The following is a 5010-nucleotide window of genomic DNA, read 5'->3' on the forward strand; positions in this document are numbered from 1 at the left end:
GCCGTGGAGCCTGCCCCCGAGCCCGCCGCGGAGCCCCCCGCCGAGGACGCCGACGGATCGGCCGCGCCGGACGTCGGACCGACCACGACCGTCGACCTGCCCGTGATCCCCTGGGTGGTGTCCGCGCGCTGCGCCGACGCACTACGAGCCCAGATCGAACGACTCACGGCGGTCGACGCCGACCCGCTGGACACCGGGTTCTCCCTCGCGGCCACCCGCGCCGTACTCGACCACCGTGCCGTCGTCCTCGGCCACGACCTCGCCGACCTCCGCGCCCAGCTGGGCGAACCCGAGATCAAGGGAGCGGCGACCGAGGGCCGCACGGCGTGGGTGTTCACCGGCCAGGGCAGCCAACGGCCCGGCATGGGACGGCAACTCGCCGCCACCTTCCCCGCCTTCGCCACCGCTCTCGACCACGTCTGCTCACTCCTCGACGCCGAACTCGGTTTCGGACAGCCCTTGCGCACCGTCCTGTTCGGCGACGACGAGCAGGTGCTCCAGGACACCGGCTACGCCCAGACCGCTCTGTTCGCCCTGCAGGTCGCCCTCATACGACTGTTGCGCTCCTGGGGCTCGGAACCGGAGGTGGTGTTGGGGCACTCGGTGGGCGAGTTCGCCGCCGCCTATGCGGCCGGTGTCCTCGAACTGCCTGACGCCGTACGGCTGGTCGCGGCCCGCGCGCGGCTCATGCGGGTCCTGCCGGAAGGCGGCGCCATGGCGGCGATCGAGGGAACCGAGAAAGAGGTCACCGCGCTCCTCGCGGACGGCGCAGTCGTCGCCGCCGTGAACAGCGCCACATCCGTCGTGGTCTCCGGACGCGGGGACGCCGTGCGGCACCTGGTCGAAACAGCACGCCAACAGGGCCGCCGGGCCACGCTGTTGAGCGTCTCGCACGCCTTTCACTCCCCGCTCATGGAACCGATGCTGGCGGAATTCGCCGACATCGCCGCCCAGGCGACCTACCACCGTCCGACGCTCCACGCCGTCAGCACCCTCACCGGCGCCGTGCTCTGCGCAGACGACTGGACGACCGCTGACTACTGGGTACGGCAGGTTCGCGAGGCCGTCCGCTTCCACGACGCGGCCCGCACCGCCGTCGCCGACCTGGGCGTCGCCCGGTTCCTCGAAATCGGCCCCGATCCCGTCCTGTCCGCGCTGGTCGACACGGTCCCCGCGGTATGCGTGCTGCGTCGTGACCGCGATGAACGTGAAACCACCCTCGCAGCCGTCGCCGAGCTGTTCGTTCGCGGTACCCACGTCGACTGGGCGGCCGTCTTCGCGGGCACGGGCGCGCGCGAGGTGCCGCTGCCGACGTATGCCTTCCAGCGCCGCCGCTCCTGGCTCGAAGCGCCGCGCACCACCGTCGACGCCGCCGGACTGGGCCTGCGCCCCGTCCGCCATCCGCTGCTCGGCGCGGCCGTGTCCGTCGCCGACACCGACACCATGCTGCTGACGGCGCGACTGTCCATCGCCGACCAGCCCTGGCTCGCGGACCATGCCGTGGCGGGCACGGTGATCGTGCCCGGTACGGCGCTGCTGGAGCTGGCGCTGGCGGCAGGGGAGCGGGCCGGCTGCAACCACATCGTCGAACTCACCCTCCACGCCCCGCTCGCCCTCCCGACGGACGGGGCCGTCGAACTCCAGGTGAGCGTGGAGCCCCCGGACGCCGCCGGACACCGAGCCCTGCGCGTTCACGCCCGCCCGCACGACACGGCCGACGAACTGCCCTGGACGCTGCACGCGTCGGGCACCTCGGCAGCGGCCGGCGCGCCGTCCCAAGAGGAATGGGACCTGCGAACGTGGCCGCCCCAGGGCGCGGAGCAGGTCGAACTCGACGGGCTCTACGAGCGGTTGGGGTCGGTCGGCCTGTCGTACGGCCCGGCGTTCCGCGGCCTGGAAGCGGTATGGCGTGCCGGAGACGACTGGTTCGTCCAGGCCACACTGCCCGACGCCACCTCGGGTGACGGCGAGGGATTCGGCGTGCATCCGGCGCTCCTGGACACGGTGTTGCACGTCCTGGGCCTGTGGGAGCGGGACGGTGCCGACGCCATGCTGCCGTTTCTGTGGTCGGGCGTGGAACTGTCGGCCGTGGGCGCGTCGACAGTGCGCGTCCGCGTGAGGCGGCGGGGCGAGGACGCGGTCGAACTCCGCGTCGCCGACGCGACAGGCGAACCGGTCGCCACCATCGACAGCCTCCTCCTGCGCGCGGTCACTCTCACGGACCTGGGGAGCAGCGGAAGCTTCGTCCGGGACGCGCTGTTCCGGGTGGAGTGGCGACCGATGACCACGGCCGGAGATGCCCGGAACAGCGACTGGGGCGTCCTCGGCGAGGTCCCGGACGTACAAGCGGCCCGGCATACGACCCCGTACGCCGACCTGGAGGCGCTCCGGACGGCACTCGACGCCGGAACGCAACCGCCGAGCACCGTACTCCTGCCGATCGCGACGGACGCCCGCTCCGTCCGCGAGACCGTCATCGAGGCGCTCGGCTCGATCAGGGAGTGGCTTCAGGAGCCACGACTTGCCGAAACCCGCCTGATGATCGTGCTCTCGGGCGCGGCCGAGCACGAGGAGCCCGTCAACGAGCCGGCCGCGGCCGCGGTACGGGGCCTGGTCCGCACGGCCGCGGCCGAACACCCGGGGCGCTTCGCCCTGGCCGATCTCGACCTCGACTCCGCGTCCTGGGAAACGCTCGCCGGCGTTCCGGAGACGATGAGCGAAGTACTGATCCGCAACGGCACGGCACGCGTGCCCCGCCTCGTTCGCATGGCGGGCGGTGACGTCCTGGTGCCGCCCGTGGGTGTGGGCGCCGGCTGGCGGATGGATGTGGTGGCCCAGGGGCGGCTGGACGGGGTGAGGCTGGTCCCGGAGGAGCCACGCCCGTTGCATGCCGGTGAGGTGCGGGTGGCGGTGCGGGCCGCGGGAATGAACTTCCGTGATGTGCTCAACGTGCTGGGCATGTACCCCGGGGATGCCGGCCGGCTCGGGCACGAGGGCGCCGGCGTGGTCGTGGAGGTCGGCCCGGACGTGACCGGCCTCGCCGTCGGTGATCGGGTGATGGGCCTGCTGGATGCGGCGTTCGCTCCGACGGCGGTGACGGATGCCCGGTTGCTGGCGCGGGTTCCGGACGGGTGGTCGTTCGAGCAGGCCGCCTCTGTGCCGCTCGTGTTCCTGACCGCCTATTACGCCTTGGTGGATCTGGCTGGTCTCGGGGCCGGGGAGTCGCTGCTGGTCCACTCCGCTGCCGGTGGTGTCGGTATGGCCGCCGTACAGCTGGCCCGTCACCTGGGCGGCGAGGTGTACGCGACGGCGAGTGAGCCGAAGTGGCCGGCCGTACGAGACTTGGGTGTTCCCGAGGAGCGGATCGCCTCCTCCCGGACGACGGAGTTCGAGGAGCGGTTCCAGCCGGGTGTGGACGTGGTCCTGGGCTCACTCGCCGGGGAGTTCGTGGACGCCTCGCTGCGGTTGGTGCGGCCTGGTGGCCGGTTCGTGGAGATGGGCAAGACCGACATCCGCGAACCCGAGCAGGTGCGGGCGCACCATGGCATCGACTACACCTCCTTCGACCACATGGATGCGGGTCGGGACCGGATCGCGGAGATGTGGGCCGCGCTGCTGGAGCTGTTCGAGCGGGGCGTGCTGCGGCCGAACCCGGTAACGGCGTTCGAGATGGGGCGGGCTCCGGAGGCGTTGCGGCTGCTGGGCCAGGCCGGGCATGTGGGCAAGGTCGTGCTGCGGGTGCCGTCGCCGTGGGATGGCGATGGGACGGTGTTGATCACGGGTGGTACGGGTGGTCTGGGTGCGGAAGTGGCCCGGCATCTGGTCACCGTGCATGGTGTGCGGGATCTGCTGCTGGTGTCCCGGCGGGGGTGTGAGGCTCCTGGTGCTGCTGAGCTCCGGGCGGAGCTGGAGGGGTTGGGTGCGAGGGTCAGCGTGCGAGCGTGTGATGTGGCTGACCGTGAGGCGCTGGCCGTTCTGATCGACGGTGTTGATCTGTCGGGTGTGGTGCATGCGGCGGGTGTCCTGGACGACGGTCTGATTGCGGATCTGACGGCGGAGCGGTTGGCGGGTGTGCTGGCGGCGAAGGCCGAGTCGGCGCTGCATCTGCATGAGTTGACTGCTGACCGGAAGTTGTCGGCGTTTGTGTTGTTCTCGTCGTTCGCGGGTGTGGTGGGTAATCCCGGTCAGGGGGCGTACTCGGCGGCGAACAATGTGCTGGACGCGCTGGCGGTCGCTCGCCGGGCTCAGGGTCTGCCGGCCGTGTCGCTGGCGTGGGGCATGTGGGCGACTGCCGACGGTATGGGCGGCACGCTGGGCGATGCGGAGCAGGAGCGGATGGCGCGCCAGGGCTTCCCGGCGTTGGAGACGGGCGAGGGCCTGGCCCTGCTCGATGCCGCGCTCGCCGCGAACGAACCGACCGTCGTCCCCGTCGCCCTGCGCACGTCCGCCCTCGGCGAGGCCGGACACGGCGCGCTTCCCGCTGTCCTGCACGACCTGGTACCGGTCAGGGCACGTCGTCGTACCGTCGATGCGGCTTCTGCGGACGGCGGTGAGCTGGCGCGCCGTCTCGCGGAGCTGGCGCCTGCCGAACAGCGCAGGGATCTGCTGGAGTTGGTCCGGGCACAGGTCGCCAAGGCGCTCGGCCATGCTTCGGCGGCGTCGGTGGACGAGACCCGCAGCTTCAAGGATCTCGGGTTCGACTCGCTCACCGCGGTGGATCTGCGCAACCGGCTCGGCTCCGCCACCGGTATCGCGCTCCCCGCCACTCTCGTCTTCGACCACCCCAACCCGAAGTCACTCACCGACCACCTTCTCGAACGGGTCGTCGGAGAGGTCACCGCGCCAGCTCCATCGCAACCGCGTACGCAGCCGGCGGCCGGTGTGGACGAGGCGGTTGCGATCGTGGGGATGGGGTGCCGGTTCCCGGGCGGTGTGGATTCGCCGGGGGCGTTGTGGGACTTGGTGGCGTCCGGCGGTGACGGTGTGTCGGGTTTTCCGGTGGATCGTGGC

Annotated in this window: 1 protein-coding gene; it reads left to right on the top strand. The window is 71.6% G+C overall.

All coding sequences use genetic code 11. The features are described from left to right. Positions 1 to 5010 (top strand): SDR family NAD(P)-dependent oxidoreductase (locus tag FNH08_RS44285; protein WP_152777169.1); only part of this gene is annotated, 5010 nt, incomplete at both ends.

This window comes from Streptomyces spongiae (assembly GCF_009377185.1).
In the GTDB taxonomy this organism is placed as follows: Bacteria; Actinomycetota; Actinomycetes; order Streptomycetales; family Streptomycetaceae; genus Streptomyces; species Streptomyces spongiae.